The following is an 18,163-nucleotide window of genomic DNA, read 5'->3' as shown; positions in this document are numbered from 1 at the left end:
TTCAGCCGGCGAGCATCCCGAGCGAAACGGCCCAGAGGCGTTCGGCGTTCGCCGGGTCGAGGGCCCACTGCTTGACGCCGTGCGGATGCTCGGCGAGAAGCGCGTCGTCGGCAACGGTGTACGCCTCGACTGCGTCGTCGAGGTAGTGGCCGCCCGTGCTCGCGAACTCGGGCGCGACCGCGGCGACAAGGGTGGTCGCCGCACCCTGCGCGATGCTCTTGTATGCAAAGACTCCCGCCGCTTCGGCTGCGTCGAGTGACGACTTCTGGCTGGCCGAGAAGTTGCGTTGCAACCCCGTCGCCACCCCGCCCGGGTTGACGGCGTTCACGACAATTCCGTCGGCGGCCCACAATCGGGTCGCCTCGACGGCGAACAGAGCGTTCGCGGTTTTCGACTGGGCGTATGCGAGCTGCGGATCGTAGTCGCGCCGCTCGAAGTGCAGGTCGTCGAAATCGACGTTCGCGCGCATGTGCGCGGTCGAGCTGAGCGAGACAATGCGGGCGCCGCGGTGGCCGGCCGGGGTCGGGCGCCCGGATGCCCTTGGTGCGCCCGAAGCGCCCACCGCCAGCGCATCGTGGAGGCCGACCGAGAGGGCGAAGTGCCCCAGGTGGTTGGTGGCGAGTTGCAGCTCCCAGCCCTCACGGGTTCGTTCGAGACCGCTCGTGACGAGACCAGCGTTGTTGACGAGCAGGTGCAGGGGGGCATCCCATGCCCCGACGAACGCAGCGATCGATGACCGATCGGCGAGGTCGAGGGGGCGCACGTGAGGCCGCGCGCGCCCGGTCGATCGTGCGATCGCGTCGGCCGCCGCGTCGCCGGCCGCCCGATTTCGCACAGCCAGGGTGACCTCGGCCCCCGCCGCCGCGAGCGCCCGGGCGGTCTCTCTCCCGAGCCCCGACGACGCTCCCGTCACGATGGCACGCAGGCCCGTCAGGTCAACTCCGCGCAGCACGACATCGGTGGTGCTGTCTGCGGTGAATCTCGTCGTGATCAGTCGGGGTGTCGTCATGCATCCACTATACGCACTAAGCCATAGTTGTCTAGTTGGATGATCCGCCATATGATCGTCGGTATGAGTTCAGTGCCTGCAGTACCCGTGTCGGGCTCAGCATTAGCGGCATCACTCCCCTCACCCCCAGCGCCCACCGAGTCAGACCGTAGGTCCGCCGTCTTGGAGTCTGCGCTACTCACGTTCGCGCGCTTCGGCTATCAGAAGACCTCGATGAACGAAGTGGCCCGCGCCGCGCGCATCTCCCGGCCCGGCCTCTACTTTCTCTTCGACTCGAAACCGGCCCTGTTCCGGGCAGCTGCAACCCAGGCGCTGCTGCGTGACCTCGAGACCATCGAACGTGTTCTCGCCGACACGGCCACCCCGCTCGACGAGCGGCTGGTCAGGGCTTTCGATACGTGGGCGGGTTCGTACGTGGGGCCCCTCACCGCCGACATCAGCGCGGTCATCGCCGACAACCCCGACCTGCTGGGCGCAGTGGTCGAGACGGCACCGCGCCGGTTCGAAGAACTGGTGACCGCCGCCATCGCCGCTCGTGCCAGCGCCGGCGCAGCGGCACCCGTAGCGCAGACCCTCATCAGCGCATCCCTCGGCATCAAACACCAGGCCGCCTCGCGCGACGACTACCTCGCGCGCATGACCGTCGCCATCGGCGTGGTGCTCCGCTGACGACCGCTCAATCGTCGAGTTTCATGAGCGACCGATGACGGGTTCGATGCGGCGGCGCTGCCCGGGCTCCCTGGCGGTGAGAAAGTCGAGGTCGGCACCGCGGTCGGCCTGCTCGACGTGCTGCTGGTAGAGCATCGGCCAGCCGCGCACGTGCTGAGAGACGGGTGCCACCCACTCCCGCCGGCGGCGATCGAGTTCTTCGGCCGATACGTCGAGATCGAGGATTCCCGCCTCAACATCGACGGTGATCATGTCGCCGTCACGCACGAGTGAGATGGGGCCACCGACGGCACCTTCGGGCGAGACGTGGAGAAAGACGGTACCGAAGCTGGTGCCGCTCATGCGCGCATCGCTGATGCGCACCATGTCGGTGACGCCCTCTTCGAGCAGCCGCCGGGGAATCGGAATCATTCCCCACTCGGGCATGCCCGGCACCCCCACCGGCCCACTGCCGCTCAGCACGAGCACGTGGTCTGCGGTGACATCGAGATCGAGATCTTGGGTGCGCTCGCGCATCTCGTCATAGCCGTGGAAGACCAGAGCAGGCCCCCGGTGCTTCCACAAGCGCGGGTCAGACGCAGCGGCCTTCAGAACGGCGGTGCCCGGCGCCAGGGTACCCGAAACCGAACGGATCGCGGGCCCGCCCACGACGGGGTCGGAGAGCGTTCGAATAGCCCTGGTTCGCAGGTTGTCGTCGAGGGGAGCCCGGGCCGAGGCCGCCAGCGGGTGACCGGTGCACGTGAGGGGCTCCGCCTCGATGGCGTCTCCGAGTTCGAAGACCAGAGACGGTACGCCACCGGCGCGATCGAGTTCGCGCATGAGGCCACTGCCACACGGTTGAACATCGGCGATGACCGGGATGCCGTCGCCCGCTGCCGAGACATCGCTCGGCCCGAAGACGATTCCGGCCCGCCCGGCGAGAGCGGCAAGGTGAATGACGGCGTTCGTCGACCCACCCACCGACTGCAGAATGCGCGCGGCATTGCGAAACGATGCGGGCGTGAGAATCCGTGAGGGCGTGAGGGCTTCTTCGATCATGCCGATGATGCGTCGGCCTGACTGGTACGAGAGCTCCCGGCTCGGATCCTGGCTCGCCTGCACTGTCGCCGCACCGGGCAGGGTGAAGCCGAGCGCCTCGACCACCATGGCCATCGACGAAGCGGTGCCGGCCGTGTTGCACGAGCCGCTGCCGCAGGCATAACACGCCTCGAATCGACGCCACTCCGCGTTGTCGATCTCGCCGCTGCGGTAGCGATCCATCTCGCGCCAGAGGTCGGTGCCGGTGCCGATCTCCCGGCCATCAAAGACGGGTGCCGGGCGGTTGCCGCCCACGATCTGGATGGTCGGCAGATCTGCACTGATGGCGCCCATCAGGGCGCCGGGGGTCGTCTTGTCGCAGTTGGTCAGCAAGACCACGCCGTCGATGGGGTTGGCGCGCAGCAGCTCTTCGACCTCCATCGAGAGCAGGTTGCGATAGAGCATCGCGCTCGGCTTCATGAGGTCTTCGCCGAGCGACATCGCCGGCATGACCATCGCCGTGCCACCCGCGTCTGTCACGCCTCGCCGAACGTGCTCGGCGAGTTCGCGCAACGGCAGATTGCAGGGGTTCGCGTCGCTGCTGGTGTCGATCACGGCGACGATCGGACGACGCACACCCTGTTCGATCTCGCCGCCGCCCATTCGCACGGCGACGCGATGGGCGAGCGCGACCTCATCGTCGCCATCGAACCAGGCACTCGATCGAAGAGTGTTCATGACGCATCCGTTTCGCCCGCAACGAATCCGAGGCTCGAGATGGTGTCACTCGCGGCGGCGATGAGCCGTTCGAGTGACCCCGCGGCGACCACGGTCTGCCACGCCTGGTAGCGGTCTTCGCGATAGGCGCCTTCGGGCGGCAGATACACCCAGCCGGGGCCATTGGTCAGGTTCATGACGACGATCGTCGCCGACGGAAACCGGGCACGAAGTGTCGACTGCAGCGCCGAGTACGCCTCGCCGGGATGAGCGACGAAGACCGCCTGGCCGAACCGCCACACCCAGAGGGGATGCACGGGGTGATCCATGTCGACATACGTGCGCCGCAGGCGCACAGCCCGGCGCAGGCGTTCGGCCCGACTCCGCGGGTCGATAGCGGCCCACTCCTGTTCGAGTAGCTCGAGGGGCGGCAGCACCTTCACCTCGACGGGAACCTCGCGATACACGCGTGCCGACGCGCGCTGCCATGTGGTGGGCACCGGCTGCCAGATCGCGAGCGGCGCACCCGACTGAATGACGTCGCCCAGCACGAGCCCTGTGCCGGGAGTAGGCATGGTGAGCAACACGCCGAGCACGGCGTGCCCGAGTGATGCACCATGTCGATCGGCGAGGCGCAGGTCGCCGCTGTACTGCTGCCGTGGGCCCAGCTCGCCGCTCGCCCCCTGAAGAAAGAGGCAGGGCGCGGCGGTCTCCGCCTCGACGACGGTTCGCATCGGGCCCACGAAGTCGGCCGAGAGATGACTGTTCTCGTAGCCGAGGGTCGTCGGGTGGCAGGCGTAGTTGACGATCGTCGCCAGCAGCCTGCCATCAGCCCCGCTTGCGCGCCCCACAAGGAGGGTCTGGTCGGGTTCTTGGTCGGGGTCGAAGCCGAGCAGCGCCTGCCCGTCGTGCAGCAGATCACGCACCGCAGCGAGGGTGTGCTGGCCCGTGCTCCACACCATTTCGGCGGGCTGGAGGTCGCCGACAGCCCGAACGGCCGCATCCGCAGCCGCAGCCGCCAGGTCGTCGAGGTAGCCGGGCACGAGCGCGCCGCCCTCGAGATCCGCGTCTTCGCGGCAGATCGACGGCCCGGCGTGGGTGTGGGTGAGGTGCAGAAGAACCTGGTCGGCCGCGAGCCCCGTTGCAGTGAGCACCGCGCCCCGAACCTGCTGCTCGTCTTCGACGGTGCGCCACCAGCCGAGATCGGCGGTGATCACGAGCGAGCGGCGGGCGGCGGGTGTTTCCGCATTCTCCGCGTCGGTCGACTCCAGCGCGAGGGCCGTCAGGGTGAGCGCGCCGTGCACGCCCGTGCTCAGATCGGCGTCGCCATAGCCCCAATTGCGCATGCGGATTCCGACGGGCGCGCTGATGTCGGCACGGGCCACGCCGATCTTTCCGCTCCAGCCGGGCAGGGCGTAGCTGGGCGGGGCTGCAGTCGGAGAGAAGGTCGGCGTCGGCACAGTGAAACCCTAGACGAAGCGGTCAAATTGACGAAACATGTTCGTGAAGGCGGAACGAGAGGGGCCAACTTGCCCAATTTGTTCGGCTGAAACGAACGGTGTTGTTTTTTCAGAAACGCCTTCATACACTCAACCGACCGGGCATCGAGCCCTGGCTCACCGCAGAGAGGCACCGATGACGCAGCTGTTCATGACCCACCCGGGGCCGCTCGACCTCGTCACCCCGGTGCCGCTCAGCGACGGCATCACCCTGCGCTCTGCGACGAAGGCAGACGAATCGGCGATCGCTGAAACGCTCGCCGAAAGCTTCGCCGAGGCATGGGACATCGCCCGGGTTCGCGCCGAGCTCACCGAAGCCACCGACGTGCCCGTCACCTGGGTAGCCGAAGACGCGCAGGGCATTCTCGGCGTCGCGTCAGAACGGGTCATGCCCGACACCTACCCGGGGGCCGGCTACGTGCACTACGTCGGTGTACTCGATCGCGCCAGAGGGCGACGCATCGGCGCGGCACTCACGGCGCGCTGCGTTCAGGGCTTCTTCGAGCGCGGCCTGACCCGCACCGTTCTCGAGACCGACGACTTTCGCGCGCCGGCCGTGGTCACCTACCTCCGCCTCGGATTCGTGCCGACCTACCGCAGCGAGCTCGAGCAGCACGCCTGGTCGGCCCTGTTTCCCACCCTCTTCGGCACGAAGCACTGACGCACCTCGCTGGCACGCCTTCGTGTCAGCCCCGCTTCGTACCCCCTCACGAAAGGAACATCCTCTGTGGCATCACAGCCCAAACTGAGAGTCGGCATCGCCGGAGCAGTTCGCGGTGGCGGCTTCATCTCAGGTCTGCGCGCCGAGAGTGATCGCGCCGAACTTGTCGCCGTCTACGACCCCATTGCCTCTGCCCGCGAATCGTTCGCCGCGACCAACGAGGTCGAGTTCGTGTGCGGGAGTTTCGACGAGCTGCTCGACCACGTCGACCTCGTCATCCTCGCGTCACCGCAGCAGCACCACACCCCTCAGGCACTGGCCGCGCTCGCCCGCGACATCCACGTGCTGAGCGAGGTGCCGGCCGCCGTGAGCCTCGAGCAGGCCAATGCCCTCGTCACGGCAGTACGCGAGTCGAACGCCCAGTACATGATGTCGGAGAACTACGGCTACATTCGCGAGAACCTGATCGTTCGCGAAATGGTGCGCGAAGGAGCCTTCGGCGACCTGTACTACGGCGAGGGCGAGTACCTGCACGAGATGAAGACCTGGCACACCGCGGCGACAGGCGAGCGCACCTGGCGTTACTACTGGCAGGTCGGGCGCGACGGTATCACCTACCCCACCCACAGCCTCGGGCCCCTGCTGCAGTGGTTCGGTGACCGTGTCGTCTCGGTCAGCTGCGTGGGAACCGGTCGGCACACCGACCCGGAACACGAACTGCAAGACACGACCATCCTTCTCGCGCGCACCCTTAAGGGCCGACTGCTGCGCCTTCGCTTCGACCTGCTGTCGAACCGCCCGGAGCTCTACGCTTACTACGCCATCCAGGGCACCGAGGGCGCTTACGAAGCGGCCAGAACGGTCAACTCCGAGGCCGTCGTCTATCTCAACGGGCGTTCACCCGACGGGGTGTGGGAGCCGCTGGAGAAGTTCGCCGACCTCTATCTGCCGAGCCGGTACAACCAGCCCGGTTCGAAAGACACCCACTGGGGTTCGGATGCCTGGCCGGTGCGTGACTTCATCGAGTCGATTCTCGCCGGCACCACACCGGAGATCGACGTGTACGCCGCGCTCGACATGACGCTGCCCGGCATTCTCTCCGAGCTGTCGATTGCACAGAACGGAGCATGGGTGCACGTGCCGAACCCCCGCTTCTTCACCGGAGGCATCGGCGTCGAGCCATCGAGGGAAGCCCCGCTCGCCTGAAGCAGCCCCACATCTGTACCAACGATCATCCTGAACACCAACGAAAGGAACCACAATGAAGACCTTCAGAATCGGCGCGGCCGCAGCAGTGCTCGCCGTTTCCACTCTGGTTTTCGCCGGTTGCTCCTCGGAGCCAACAGCGAACTCAGGCACCGTCGCCGGAGAGGTCACGCTCTGGAGCTACGGCAAAGTGCAGCCCAGCATGACGAAACTCATCGCGGGCTTCGAGGCAGCCAACGCGGGAACAACCGTCAACGTGATCGAGGAGCCGGGAGACCAGTACTTCGCTCTTCTTCGTGCTGCGCTGACGTCAGGCCAGGGCCCCGACATCTTTCAGATGTTCCCGGGCGGCTACCAACACCAGTTCTCCGACTACTCGCTCGATCTGAGCAAATCGATCCCCCGCTCGGAGTTCGAAGCCGTTCAGGGGCAGTACTTCGCTGAGAAGTCGAACCTCGACAACCCCGTGTACGGCGTGCCGCTCGTGAGCAACATGTACTACACGCTCTACAACCAGGCCGTGCTCGACAAGGCCGGTGTCACGAAGTTTCCCACCGACTGGGCCGAAGTCGACGACGCCTGCAAGAAGATCACGGCAGCGGGTTTTCTCTGCATCGGCTACGGCAGCGACACGGGCGCCGGCGGCTTCGACGCCTACCAGGACTTCAGCTACATGTCGGGGGCCAGCATCGGGCTCTCGGGCTGGGACGGGCTCATCGACGGCAGCCAGAAGTACGACACTCCCGCGCTGGTCGACCAGGTGACCAAGTGGGGGGCACTGCAGACGAAGGGGTACACCAACCCCGACGTGCTCACCTGGCGTGACGTGCGCACCGATTTCCTCGCGGGCAAAACGGCTATGTACATGACCGGCAGCTGGGATGCGAGCTGGGCGACAGACGGGCTTGGCACGAACGTGCACGCGGCCCCCACCCCCTTCAGCGACAGCCCGATGGATGTTCTCGTGCGGCTTCAGGATTCGGGCCTCTCGGTGTCGAAAGACTCCAAGAACACAACCACGGCAGCGGCCTTCGCCGCGTACGCGATCTCACAGGCAGGCCAGCAGATCATCGCTGACGCCGGCGGTGTTCCCGCACGCACCGGTATCAACACAGACAGCGCCGTGAACCAGGAGATCCTCGCGAACTCGGTGAGCCAGAAGTGGAAGGTGATGCCGATGATGGACAACTTCCTTGACGCATCCGTCACGACAGCGCTCCGTTCGTCGCTCAACCAAGTGATGGCCGGCCAGCTTTCGGCGGCAGATGCGCTGAACAAGGTCGATCAGGCCACCGCGGCAGTCAGTTCGAGCGATCGCGTCACCTACAACCTCTCAGGAAAGTAGGAACCCGGTCATGACTGTCGACCTCCGCCGTGCACCGGCCGAGAAAGCTGTGGCATGGCGGAGGTCGCCTGCCGGGCCTCCTCGTGCTTCACAGAAGAGACAAACCGTAATCCGCCAACGCCAGTACTGGGGGCGATTGTTCGTACTGCCGGCCGTTGTGCTCGTTTCGCTGCTGATCATCGTGCCGAGCATCCAGGGCCTGTATTACAGCTTCACGAACTGGAACGGTCGAAGCGCCACCTGGGTGGGCCTCGACAACTACATCAACGGCATTTTCTTGTCTCCCGATTTCGCCCGCATCGCGTTGAACAGCGTGTGCGTGGTGCTCTCGGTGCCGTTCGGTGTGGCCCTTTCGGTGATCGTCGCAAACCTGCTGGCCAACAACCTCTGGGGCCGCGCGTGGTTTCGCGGCATCTACTTCTTGCCCATCGCCCTCTCGTGGGTCGTGATCGGCATCACCTTCGCCTACCTGCTCTCGGGTCGCGGGCCGATCAACGGCCTGCTCTCGAGCGTCGGGCTCGGCATGTTCAGCCAGGACTGGCTGGGCGGCGAGACGTCTGCGCTGATCAGCATCATTCTGGTCTTCAACTGGTCGTACTTCGGTATCAACGTCGTTCTGCTCTTCACCGGCATGACAACGGCGGATGCCTCGATCACCGAGGCGGCGAGGCTCGACGGAGCGCACGGGGTCAAGATGTTCTTCAACATCGTGATTCCGCAGGTTCGTCGGTATGTGGAGTTGTGTCTGATTCTCACGATGGCGGCCGCGATCACTTCGATCTTCGCCCTCATCTACACGATGACCTCGGGTGGCCCCGGAGTATCGACAACGACGCTCGAGTACGCGCTGTACACCCGATCGTTCAGCCTCGGTCACTTCTCCCAGGGGGCCGCGTTCGGCATCCTGTTGTTCCTTATCTCCCTTGTATTCGCCGTAGTGCGCTTGCGCGCCGGAGTGAAAGCCGACGATGACTGATCGAAACAGCACCATCGAAACCGACACGTCGAACGATGTGCCGCTGTCTGCCACCCCACCCCGAGTGGCGCCGCCCCGATCGTCGTCTGCAGCTCACCGCACAGGGGGCCGGCGCGTCGGTGACAGAATCAGCGCGCTGTTCTCCACCGGGCTGACACGCATTGTTCTCGTGGGGCTCGCTGCCGGCACGATCGCCCCGCTCGTGTTCATGGTCTTCAAGTCACTCACGAAACAAGACGGCACGAATGCCGTGACGTTCGATGCCTGGGCAGCCGTGCTGAACGGCAAGCTGCCGCAGGCCGGTCTGATCTCGCTGCAGGTGAGCGTCATCGCCATTCTGGTGATTCTCTCGATCGCCACCCTCGCCGCCTTCGGATTTGCAAAGCTGAGCTTCACGGGTTCGCAGCCGATCATGGCGACGATCATCGTGCTCATGCTGGTGCCCGGCCAGACGTTCATCATCACGGAGTACTTCAACTTCAGCCACCTGGGGTTGATCGGCAACATTCCTGCTGTCGGTGTGCTCTACGGGGTCACGCAGATACCGTTCGCGACGTTCATCCTCACGAACTTCTTTCGCGCGATACCCGACGAACTGGTCGAGGCGGCCATCATCGACGGCGCCTCGTACCCGCGGGTGTTCTGGAGCATCTTCCTGCCGCTGGCCAGACCAGCGATGGTCACCGTGGGAGTGCTGGCGTTCATCGGCGTCTGGAACGACTTGCTCATCGCCCTGCTGTTCCTTCCCACGCCGGGATCGCGTACTCTCAGCGTGGTAATGGCCGGTGCGCAGGATACCCGCACGTTCGATGTCAGCCAGGTCATGGCCGGGTCGCTGCTCAGCGCTATCCCCTGCATCATCGTGTATGTGATTTTCCAGCGACAAATCGCCGTCGGCCTGACCGCCGGAACAGGAAAATAGGGGAATTCGATGACTATCGAAACCGTCGGGCACGATTCCGACAAAGTACGCCAAATCGCAGACGCCACCGCGGGCCGATACACGCTGCGCAGTATTTCGCGCGCAATCGATGCGCTCGAAATACTCGCAGCGGCCGAGACCTCGATGGGGGTGAGCGACGTGGCCCGCGCTCTCGGCGCATCGAAGAGCACCGCCTTCGCCATCCTGCAGACCCTGGAGGAGCGAAACCTCGTCAGCTCGGCGGGCGAAGGATTTCAGCGCCGCTACGAACTGGGCCTCGGTCTCGCGCGGCTCGGGCACCGCGCCGTCAGCCGGGTGTCGATGCTCGACTCGGCTATGCCGCACCTCGAGCGCCTCACGAAGATGACGAAGCTGTCATCGCGGGTGGCGACGATGTCGCAGGGCATTGCCGTCGTTCTGGGCCAGGTCGACGGGCCCGCCTCGGTTCGGTTCGATCTGAACATGGGCGGGCGTGAACGCCTGCACTGCACGGGCATCGGCAAGGCCATCCTCGGGCAGTGCACCGATGCCGAAGTGATCGAGCTTGCCGAACAGACCGGTCTCCCTCGTCACACCGACTACACCATCACGTCGATCGACGCCCTTCTCGACGACATCAGAAAGGTGCGGGAACGCGGTTTCTCGGTCGACGACGAAGAAGACGCCGAAGGGGTGATCTGCATCGGGGCACCGCTCATCGACCACACCAATGCCTGTGCCGGCGGCATCAGCGTGACGGGGCTGAAGGTGAGCCTGTCGGCCGATCGCGTGATGAGGGTCGGCGAGCTGGTGATGGCGACGGCCGAAGCCATCTCACAGCGCATGGGTTCTCTGAAATGACGCCCGATCTGTTCGATCTGACCGGCCGGCGCGTGCTGCTCACGGGCGCCGCGGGTGGCATCGGCCGAGCGCTCGCACTCGGTCTCGCCCGGGCCGGCGCCGATCTTGCGCTCACCGAACGGCCCGGCGTCACGCCGAGTGCCGAGTTCTCAGAAGCCCTGGCGGCCACAACGCGCGACGTGCGCTGGTACTTTCACGACCTTTCAGAGGCCGAGACACTCACCGACTTCGTCGACAGCGTCTGGGCAGACGGGCCGCTCGACGTTCTTGTCAACAACGCGGGCTACGCCACCATGGACCACTTCAACCGCATCGACTACGCCGCGTGGCGAGCCACGATGTCGGTCGATCTCGACGCACCGTTTCTCATCAGTCAACGTGTCGCCGAGAGAATGATCCACGACAGGGTGCAGGGCCGGATCATCATGATCTCGTCGAAGAACGGCCTGCAGGCGGAACCCGGGCTGGCGCACTACAACGCGGCCAAGGGTGGCCTCGAGCTGCTCGCGCGAAGCCTCGCGGTCGAGCTCGGGCCTCACGGCATCACCGTCAACACCGTGTGCCCCGGCATCGTCGACACCGGGCTGGCGAGCGACTTTCCGCTCGACTGGGAGAAGTTCACTCCGTACTACCAGCAGCACATTCCCCTCGAGAACCGCTTCGCGCGGCCCGATGAGATGGTCGGCCCCGTGCTGTTTCTCGCCTCCGCTGCGGGCTCGTACGTGAACGGGCACTCCCTTGTCGTCGACGGCGGGGTTCTCGCAAACCAGGTTCCCCGTCTGCAGTTCATGCAGCCCTTTGCCGATCGCATCGACGATTCCGGGCGCAACAGGCCCGCAGATCCACAACGCAGCACAACCACGAAGGAGTCTTCTCAATGAAAGCGCAACACTATCTGGCCTCGTTGGGACTGCCCAGCGGTGACGACTACTCGCTGCCCACCAGCACACGCCGGTTCGCCGACGGAGGAGCCTTTCACATCGAGATCCCCTCTGTCGAAGGGCCGGCCGCGATGGAAGCGGTCATCGACGAAGCAGCCCTTCGGGGCGTACCCGTGCACCGGGTGAGCCAGGGCAGCGGCATCTGGATGCTCACCGACACCGAGATCGAACAGATGGTCGAACTCGGTCGGGTACACAACATCGAGGTCTGCCTGTTTGTCGGGCCGCGCGCGGGCTGGGACACCGGAGCCCAGGCAACGAGCCCCGGCGGAGCCGTTCTGTTCGGCTCGCTGCGCGGAGCTGACCAACTGGCCTACGGCATCGAAGAAGTCGTTCGCGGCTGCGCCCTGGGCCTTCGGTCGGTGCTCGTCTCCGACCTCGGCCAGCTCACCGTACTCGGCAAGCTCAAGGCGCAGGGCAATCTGCCGAGCGATCTCGTTCTGAAGGTCTCGGCCTCTCTGCCGGTCTCGAACCCGGCCGGCGCACGGCTTCTCGAAGATCTGGGAGCGTCAACACTGAACGTTGCCGTCGACTTGAGCTTGCCCACACTCTCCGCAATTCGCGCGGCGGTTTCGATTCCTCTCGACCTCTACATCGAATCGTCTGACGATTTCGGTGGAGTGATTCGCTACTACGAGATTCCCGAGATCGTGCGGGTCGCGGCTCCCGTGCACCTCAAGTTCGCGGTGCGCAATTCACCCAGCCTGTACCCCAGCGGAGGACACCTCGCGGGAGTGCTCGAAGCGACGGCGCGGGAGCGGGTGCGTCGCGCCTCACTCGGGTTGGCAATGCTCACCCGGGCCGAGGCCGATCTCGCTCTGCCCAGAAGCCTGTGACCATGGGCACCACGGGCATCCGCTCTCTTGCGACGGATATTCCTGTCGCGGGTATCGTCGCCGGGCGGCCGGCACTCGCCGCACCGGGCACGACTTTTCACGGGCGTGATGTCACCCGCGGCACAGACCTCGCTATCACCTTTGCTGATGCGGCCACGAGCGAGGCCGATACCGCCGCCCGGGCCGCCTCCGAAGCGTTCTTCGCCGTGCAGACAACCGAGTCGACTCTCAGGCCAGAAGCCCTCGTCAGAGAATTGGCGGATGCTCTCGAGGGGCGGCGCCCTGAACTCGTCGAGATTGCCGGCATCGAAACAGGGCTCAGTGCCGAGCGGCTCAACTCAGAGCTGAGCCGAACCACCGGCCAGTTACGGCTGCTGGGGGCAGAGGCAGCGGGCCGTTCCGGGGTAGCGGCAGAGAGCGACCCGCGGGGCGCAGAGGGCTTCGCGCCTGCGCTGGCCCTGGGGCACGTGCCCGTCGGCCCGGTCGCCGTGTTCGGCGCGAGCAACTTTCCGTTCGCCTTCGGTGTGCTCGGCGGCGACACGGCCGCAGCACTGGCGGCGGGGTGCCCGGTCGTCGCGAAGGGGCACCCCGCGCATCCGGAAACCAGCCAGCTTCTCGCCGCCATCGCCACGCGGGTGCTCGCCGACGCCGGCTGGCCTGCGGGCTGGTTCTCGCTGCTGCACGGCAGAGAAACGGCGATCGGCCTGGCCCTCGTCGAAGCCGCCGGTATCTCGGCGGTCGCCTTCACCGGCTCGACCCGAGGTGGCCTTGCCCTCGTGGCTGCTGCCGCGGCAAGGCCTGTGCCGATTCCGGTGTTCGCCGAACTCGGCGGCATCAATGCGCTCTACCTGCTCCCCGCGGCCGCTGCGGAGGCCGCTTTCGCGAACGACGCCAAGGCTGAAGCCACTTCAGGCACTTCAGCCTTCGTCACGGGGCTGGCGCAGTCGATCACGGGCGGAAGCGGGCAGTTCTGCACCAAACCGGGTCTGCTGGTGATCGTCGACGACGAAGCCGGCCGGCAGATTGTGTCTGAACTCAGCCGGGCCCTTTCTGGCGTCGCGAGCCCCCCACTGCTGACCCCGGACATCCTCACCGGTTTGAGAGCTGGCGTTGACCGGCTTCGCGGCCTGCCATGGGTCGAGGTCATTCTGGGCGGCCCGTCAGATGACACCGCAGCCGCCGACCGGGTGCCGAGCTTTCTCGCGACCGTGACAAGCGGGGTGCTTCGAGAAGACCCCTCGATCACCGACGAGCTCTTCGGCCCCGCGGTGGTCGTGGTGTACTGCGAGAGCGTTGACGATCTCATCGAGGTCGCCCAGGTGATCCCCGGTGGCCTCACAGCGACGATCCACGCGGCCCCGGCCGAGGCTGGCTCGGCGAGCGCGCTGCTTCGGCGGCTGCGGCTGCGAGCGGGCCGGGTGCTGTTCGGCGGGTTTCCCACGGGCGTGCGTGTCGGGCGGGCGACCACCCACGGCGGCCCGTTTCCCGCCACCAGCTCACCGGCAACGACGTCTGTCGGCGTCAGAGCCATAGACCGTTTTCTTCGGCCGGTGACGTACCAAGACCTGCCAGACGACCTGCGCGAGCGGGCTCTGTCGTGGAACTGAGGGTTCGATGCACCTGAGGGCAGGTGGCTCGCTCGACGTCGCGTCGCACACGATCTCCGAGCTCGGCGAATCGCCTCGGTGGGATGCCCAGCGCGGCGTGCTCTGGTGGGTCGACATCATCGGCAGTTCGCTTCACGCGCTGCACGCTGACGGCCGGGTGACCACCCACACCCTTCCCCGGGCTGCCGGTGCGGTGAACGTTGCGGCCGACGGCCGGCTGCTGCTCGCGACAACGGCCGGGGTGGAGCTCTTCGACCCGGCAACCGGCGAGAGCGTCATCATCGTGCCCATCGAGGCCGAACTCGGCGAGCGCCGCATGAACGATGCTGCCGTCGACCCCGCGGGGCGCGTCTACGCCGGAACCATGCGGTGGAACGCGGGCGACCCGCCGCACGACGGCGTGCTCTACCGGGTCACGGGCCAGAACCCCGCGGTTGCGGTACTCACCGGGCTCGGCTGCCCGAACGGTCTCGCCTGGCCGCGGCCCGATCTGCTGGCGTACGTCGACTCGATGACCCGCAGCATCGCCCTGTGGTCGGTAGAGCCCGAGACCGGCGACCTGCTCGAGCAGACGGGAAGCATCGACGTCTCCCGCTTCGACGGCGTACCCGACGGCCTCACGCTCGACGCGGAAGGCGCTCTCTGGTGCGCGTTCTGGAACGGCGGCGCGGTGCGGCGCTTCGCGCTCGACGGTACGGTTCTGGCGACCGTCGAGCTACCTACGCGCCTCGTCACAGCCGTCGCCTTCGGTGGCGTCGACCTCGAAACGCTCTACATCACGACGGCGCGCGAGCAGCCGGCACCGGATGCCCGGGGCAGCGCTGTCGGCGGTAACACTGTCGAAGCGGTCGACACGGTCGAAGCGGTCGACACGGTCGATTCTGCGGCTGGCCTGCTCTACCGCTCGACCCCAGGCCAGCGTGGAGTGGTCTCGACCCTCTGGCCCTCCGTCAGTCGACCACGAGGAACCCCGCACTGAGCAGGGTGTCATCGCGCGAAGACGGGCCGACGAGCATCCGAAACTCGCCGGCTTCGACGATTCGGTTGCCGCGAGCATCGACCACGCTGCACTCGGCTACCGGTACGTCAATGGTGACCACGGCCGTTTCTCCCGCAGCCAGAGTGACCTGGCGAAAGGCTTTGAGCTCTTTGAACGCCCAGCTGACAGACGTGACCGTGTCGCTGACATACGCCTGCACCGTCTCGACCGCAGTTCGCGAACCGACGTTCTGCAGGGTGATCTCGGCCGTGACGGTGCCGTCGCGGTTCAGTTCGGTCTGCTGCAGCCGCAGGCCTGAATACTCGACGCGGCTGTACGACAGCCCTTCTCCGAACGCGAACGCGGGGCTCTGTGTGAGATCGGCGTACCGGTCACCGTGTTGCCCACGAATCTGGTTGTAGTACGTCGGCTGCTGGCCTGCGTGCCGTGCGAACGAGATCGGCAGCCGGCCCGACGGTTCGACGAGACCCAGCACGAGTTCGGCGATGGCGCGGCCGCCTTCCATTCCCGGGCTCGCCACCCAGACGATGGCGGCCGCGTTCAGCGCAGACGGAGGAAGCACCAGCGGCTTCGACGCCATCAGTACGACGATCAGCGGCTTTCCCGTGGCGGCCAGGGCATCGAGCAGCGCGATCTGTGCGCCGACCAGCTCGAGGGTCGCCGTCGAGCGGCCCTCACCGACGAGTTCGATTCGGTCACCCACCACGGCGATGACGTAGTCGGCAGCGTGCGCGGCGTCGAGGGCCGCGGCGATCAGCTCGGCGTCGGGTTCGCACGCGATCGCGACAGGCGGGCGGGGCTGGCCGTCGGGAAAGTTCGTTCCCGACGGGTCGGGCCGCAGCCGCAGAATCTCCGCGCCGACGTTCGCCGTGAGCTCCCAGCCGGCCGGCAGCAGCGTGCTCAACCCATCGAACACCGTCGTGATCATGTGCCGAGGCTGGCCGTCGGGAAGCCACCCCGCTTGCCCTGACGCGCCGGCCCAGTCACCGAGCTGGGTCTGAGCGTCGTCGATCAGTGGCCCGACGAGCGCAATGCGCCGGGGCGCCGGCTCGGCAGCCGGTAGCGGCAGCACTCCGTCGTTCTGCAGGAGCACCACGGAACGCCTGGCGATCTCGCGGTTGAGGTCGGTGTGACTCGAGGTGGCGATGGATGCCCGCTGCCTGTCGAGATCGGGCAAGCGGGGGTTCTCGAAAAGGCCGAGCTCGAACTTGAGCGTCAGAATACGCGCGACGGCGGCATCGAGGTCGGATTCGGCCAGCAGGCCGAGTTCGATGGCATCGAGTGCGCCACGAAAGAACCCCGGCGTGGTCATCACCATGTCGTTGCCCGCGTGCACCGCGGCAGCCGACGCGTGTGCGTAGTCGGGTTGCACCTGCTGCTCCCACACCATGCGGCCCACGTTGTCCCAGTCGGTGATGAGGGTTCCGGTGTAGCCCCACTCCCCCCGCAGCACGTCGTTCAGAAGCCAGTCGTTCACGGTGATGGGCACGCCGTCGATCGACTGGTAGCCGAGCATGAAGGTGCGGCAGCCCTCCCTGGCAACCCGCTCGAACGGGGGCAGGAACCACGAGCGCAGCTTGCGCATCGAGATGTCGGCCTCGCTCGCATCGCGCCCACCCTGGGTCTCTGAGTACCCCGCGAAGTGTTTCGCCGTCGCCAGAATGGCGGTCGGGTCGCTCAGCCCGGTGCCCTGGTACCCGCGCACCATCGCAGAGGCCAGCTCGCCGATGAGAAAGGGGTCTTCGCCGAAGGTCTCGCCGACGCGGCCCCACCGCAGGTCGCGCGCAATGCAGAGCACAGGAGAGAAGGTCCAGTGAATCCCCGTCGCCGAAACCTCAACTGCGGTGGCCCTCGCCACCTGCTCGATCAGTTCGGGGTTCCACGACGCCGCCATGGCGAGCTGGGTGGGAAAGATTGTCGCGCCGATCCAGAAGGAGTGGCCGTGGATGCAGTCTTCTCCCACGATGAGCGGAATTCGCAGGCGCGTCTGAGCCGTCAGCCGCTGCGCCAGCTCGAGCCTGTCGGGCGAGGCGTGCAGAATCGACCCGACGTGCGTACTGAGCACGTGATCTTCGATGTCGTCTCGCGCATCGAGCTGCATCATCTGCCCGACCTTCTCTTCGAGCGTCATGCGGGCAAGCAGGTCGAAGACGCGGGCGCCGATGGACTCGGTCGGGTCGAGGTAGGTGATCACGCGAATAAAGTTACCTTCTTGTTAGTAAGTATTCAAGCTCCGAGCGCTACGCTCGCTTCATGACCGAATCGCCCGACGGCCGAGCGCCGACACCGCGACGAAAGTCGCGCCCGCACGCCCAGACCGCCGTGCGCCGCAACGAGATTCTCGAGGCGGCCGTCGAGGTGTTCGGCCGCAAGGGGTACAGCAACAGCACGCTGGCCGAGATAGCGCAGCAGGTGAACATGACCCACGCGGGCATCCTGCACCACTTCGGCTCGAAGCATCAGCTCCTTCTCGACGTTCTGCAGTTTCGCGACGACACCGACGTGCAGAACCTGCCGGGCCAGCGTGTGCCCGACGGCATCGAGTTCTTTCGCCACCTGGTGACGACGGCATTGAGCAACGCCCACCGCGCCGGGCTCGTGCAGACCTTCGTCGTGCTGTCGGCAGAATCGGTCACAGAGGGCCACCCCGCCCGCGACTACTTCGTGAGCCGGTATCAGACCCTGCGCGCCGAGGCCCTGCAGGCCTTCGAAATGATCTGCGCTGAGCGCGGAGTCGTACCGCCGGCACAGGCCTCCCTCGCGGCCGCCGCCATTCTGGCCGTGATGGACGGCCTGCAGGTGCAGTGGTTGCTCGACCCGACGAACGTCGACCTTGTCGCCGCCACCGAATTCGCGATCGACGCAATTCTGGCCTCGGTGCTCGAGCCCCGGGCATCCATTCTCGAACGCGCCTGACG

The 18,163-nt window shown here is 66.2% G+C and carries 16 protein-coding genes; 12 read left to right on the top strand and 4 right to left on the bottom strand.

Annotation, left to right across the window (positions count from 1 at the left end; translation table 11 throughout):
* Position 1 precedes the first annotated feature (1 nt).
* Positions 2-1,009, bottom strand: coding sequence for an SDR family NAD(P)-dependent oxidoreductase (locus D4765_RS00900; protein WP_136640332.1), 1,008 nt, complete (start codon positions 1,007-1,009; stop codon positions 2-4).
* 39 nt (positions 1,010-1,048) lie between these two features.
* Here D4765_RS00900 and D4765_RS00895 point away from each other — a divergent pair, with 39 nt between their 5' ends.
* Positions 1,049-1,678, top strand: a complete 630-nt coding sequence (locus D4765_RS00895) for a TetR/AcrR family transcriptional regulator (RefSeq protein ID WP_476718325.1) — start codon at positions 1,049-1,051, stop codon at positions 1,676-1,678.
* A gap of 21 nt (positions 1,679-1,699) precedes the next feature.
* Here D4765_RS00895 and D4765_RS00890 read toward each other — a convergent pair whose 3' ends face one another.
* Complete coding sequence (locus D4765_RS00890; protein WP_136640330.1) at positions 1,700-3,433, bottom strand: dihydroxy-acid dehydratase; 1,734 nt, start codon at positions 3,431-3,433, stop codon at positions 1,700-1,702.
* A complete protein-coding gene (locus D4765_RS00885) occupies positions 3,430-4,872 on the bottom strand; it encodes a hypothetical protein (protein WP_136640329.1) in 1,443 nt (480 codons plus the stop codon). The genes D4765_RS00890 and D4765_RS00885 overlap by 4 nt, the downstream gene beginning before the upstream one ends.
* Before the next feature lie 175 nt (positions 4,873-5,047).
* Between D4765_RS00885 and D4765_RS00880 the strand changes: the two genes are divergently transcribed.
* From D4765_RS00880 to D4765_RS00835, 10 genes are all read left to right on the top strand, one after another.
* A complete protein-coding gene (locus tag D4765_RS00880; protein ID WP_161580300.1) occupies positions 5,048-5,572 on the top strand; it encodes a GNAT family N-acetyltransferase in 525 nt (174 codons plus the stop codon).
* Between the two features lie 66 nt (positions 5,573-5,638).
* Positions 5,639-6,778 carry a Gfo/Idh/MocA family protein gene (locus tag D4765_RS00875; RefSeq protein WP_161580299.1) on the top strand — a complete coding sequence of 380 codons (1,140 nt, stop codon included), beginning with the start codon at positions 5,639-5,641 and terminating at the stop codon, positions 6,776-6,778.
* 55 nt (positions 6,779-6,833) lie between these two features.
* Positions 6,834-8,123: an ABC transporter substrate-binding protein gene (locus tag D4765_RS00870; RefSeq protein ID WP_136640325.1), complete on the top strand. Its 1,290-nt coding sequence runs from the start codon at positions 6,834-6,836 to the stop codon at positions 8,121-8,123.
* Between the two features lie 136 nt (positions 8,124-8,259).
* A complete protein-coding gene (locus tag D4765_RS00865) occupies positions 8,260-9,099 on the top strand; it encodes a carbohydrate ABC transporter permease (protein ID WP_161580298.1) in 840 nt (279 codons plus the stop codon).
* Positions 9,092-10,021 (top strand): carbohydrate ABC transporter permease, encoded by a 930-nt coding sequence (locus tag D4765_RS00860; protein WP_136640321.1) that lies wholly within the window; start codon positions 9,092-9,094, stop codon positions 10,019-10,021. The genes D4765_RS00865 and D4765_RS00860 overlap by 8 nt, the downstream gene beginning before the upstream one ends.
* 9 nt (positions 10,022-10,030) lie before the next feature.
* Positions 10,031-10,861: an IclR family transcriptional regulator gene (locus D4765_RS00855; protein WP_136640319.1), complete on the top strand. Its 831-nt coding sequence runs from the start codon at positions 10,031-10,033 to the stop codon at positions 10,859-10,861.
* Complete coding sequence (locus tag D4765_RS00850; protein WP_136640318.1) at positions 10,858-11,742, top strand: SDR family NAD(P)-dependent oxidoreductase; 885 nt, start codon at positions 10,858-10,860, stop codon at positions 11,740-11,742. The genes D4765_RS00855 and D4765_RS00850 overlap by 4 nt, the downstream gene beginning before the upstream one ends.
* Positions 11,739-12,638, top strand: a complete 900-nt coding sequence (locus D4765_RS00845) for a U32 family peptidase (RefSeq protein ID WP_136640317.1) — start codon at positions 11,739-11,741, stop codon at positions 12,636-12,638. Before D4765_RS00850 ends, D4765_RS00845 begins: the two co-directional genes overlap by 4 nt.
* A gap of 2 nt (positions 12,639-12,640) precedes the next feature.
* On the top strand, positions 12,641-14,245 hold the full coding sequence (locus D4765_RS00840) for an aldehyde dehydrogenase family protein (RefSeq protein WP_136640316.1): 1,605 nt from the start codon (positions 12,641-12,643) through the stop codon (positions 14,243-14,245).
* 7 nt (positions 14,246-14,252) lie between these two features.
* Positions 14,253-15,224 carry an SMP-30/gluconolactonase/LRE family protein gene (locus D4765_RS00835; protein WP_136640315.1) on the top strand — a complete coding sequence of 324 codons (972 nt, stop codon included), beginning with the start codon at positions 14,253-14,255 and terminating at the stop codon, positions 15,222-15,224.
* Here D4765_RS00835 and D4765_RS00830 read toward each other — a convergent pair.
* A complete protein-coding gene (locus D4765_RS00830) occupies positions 15,196-17,445 on the bottom strand; it encodes an exo-beta-d-1,3/1,6-glucosidase (RefSeq protein ID WP_420824517.1) in 2,250 nt (749 codons plus the stop codon). The two genes, D4765_RS00835 and D4765_RS00830, sit on opposite strands and share 29 nt — an antisense overlap.
* A 53-nt stretch (positions 17,446-17,498) precedes the next feature.
* Here D4765_RS00830 and D4765_RS00825 point away from each other — a divergent pair, with 53 nt between their 5' ends.
* Complete coding sequence (locus tag D4765_RS00825) at positions 17,499-18,161, top strand: TetR/AcrR family transcriptional regulator (protein ID WP_136640314.1); 663 nt, start codon at positions 17,499-17,501, stop codon at positions 18,159-18,161.
* The last annotated feature ends 2 nt before the right edge of the window (positions 18,162-18,163 follow it).

Source organism: Subtercola vilae, assembly GCF_004923255.1.
GTDB classification, from domain to species: Bacteria; Actinomycetota; Actinomycetes; order Actinomycetales; family Microbacteriaceae; genus Subtercola; species Subtercola vilae.
This window is presented reverse-complemented; position numbering and strand designations above follow the sequence as displayed.

Bases quoted from the DNA above. Each gene is read 5' to 3' on its own strand.
- D4765_RS00900 (WP_136640332.1), bottom strand. From the start codon at position 1,009: ATGACGACACCCCGACTGATCACGACGAGATTCACCGCAGACAGCACC.
- D4765_RS00895 (WP_476718325.1), top strand. From the start codon at position 1,049: ATGATCCGCCATATGATCGTCGGTATGAGTTCAGTGCCTGCAGTACCC.
- D4765_RS00890 (WP_136640330.1), bottom strand. From the start codon at position 3,433: ATGAACACTCTTCGATCGAGTGCCTGGTTCGATGGCGACGATGAGGTC.
- D4765_RS00880 (WP_161580300.1), top strand. From the start codon at position 5,048: ATGACGCAGCTGTTCATGACCCACCCGGGGCCGCTCGACCTCGTCACC.
- D4765_RS00870 (WP_136640325.1), top strand. From the start codon at position 6,834: ATGAAGACCTTCAGAATCGGCGCGGCCGCAGCAGTGCTCGCCGTTTCC.
- D4765_RS00860 (WP_136640321.1), top strand. From the start codon at position 9,092: ATGACTGATCGAAACAGCACCATCGAAACCGACACGTCGAACGATGTG.
- D4765_RS00855 (WP_136640319.1), top strand. From the start codon at position 10,031: ATGACTATCGAAACCGTCGGGCACGATTCCGACAAAGTACGCCAAATC.
- D4765_RS00850 (WP_136640318.1), top strand. From the start codon at position 10,858: ATGACGCCCGATCTGTTCGATCTGACCGGCCGGCGCGTGCTGCTCACG.
- D4765_RS00845 (WP_136640317.1), top strand. From the start codon at position 11,739: ATGAAAGCGCAACACTATCTGGCCTCGTTGGGACTGCCCAGCGGTGAC.
- D4765_RS00840 (WP_136640316.1), top strand. From the start codon at position 12,641: ATGGGCACCACGGGCATCCGCTCTCTTGCGACGGATATTCCTGTCGCG.
- D4765_RS00835 (WP_136640315.1), top strand. From the start codon at position 14,253: ATGCACCTGAGGGCAGGTGGCTCGCTCGACGTCGCGTCGCACACGATC.
- D4765_RS00825 (WP_136640314.1), top strand. From the start codon at position 17,499: ATGACCGAATCGCCCGACGGCCGAGCGCCGACACCGCGACGAAAGTCG.